Annotated in this window: 1 rRNA gene; it reads right to left on the bottom strand. The window is 60.5% G+C overall.

From position 1 onward, the window contains the following. A 23S ribosomal RNA gene (locus JUB11_RS32480) occupies nucleotides 1-587 on the bottom strand; the annotation flags it as partial.

Below are 587 nucleotides of genomic sequence, written 5' to 3'. Positions count from 1 at the left end.
TCAGCATTCTCACTTCCGATACCTCCAGGCGGCCTCACGGACGCCCTTCGCAGGCCTACGGAACGCTCCGCTACCACTCAGAGGACAGAGTACAGACGACAGAGAACAGAAGATTACTGCGGGCTGCACGCCAGAGCGAACAGCATGCGGGCGATCTCCTGACACTCGTCGCGCCATGTCTTCCAGTCCGCCTCGCCGATGTAGCCGAGGTCAAGACAGTAGCGCAGCCACACCCGTGTCTCGTCCGCGGACGATAGGGCCAGGCGCACGAACCTCTTGAACTCCGGCCTTGACCACGCCTGCCTGGCGTAGCCCTCGGCGATGTTGGCACACACCGACTTCGACGACCGGCGGATTTGGTCCGCCAGGGCGTGCTGTTCGATGGCTGGAAAAGTCAGGCTTGTTTGATGCAGCAACAGCGAAAGCCGGTATGCCCGCTTGAAGACCTCCAGGTCCTCGAACGATCCCGTCCGCTTTCTGTCGTCTGTCATCTGTACTCTGTCCTCTGAGTCCGCAGCTTCGGTGGGTGGCTTGAGCCCCGTTACATTTTCGGCGCAGGCCGGCTTAACTAGACCAGTGAGCTATTA

It is taken from the genome of Azospirillum sp. SYSU D00513 (assembly GCF_017356015.1).
In the GTDB taxonomy this organism is placed as follows: Bacteria; Pseudomonadota; Alphaproteobacteria; order Azospirillales; family Azospirillaceae; genus Azospirillum.
This window is presented reverse-complemented; position numbering and strand designations above follow the sequence as displayed.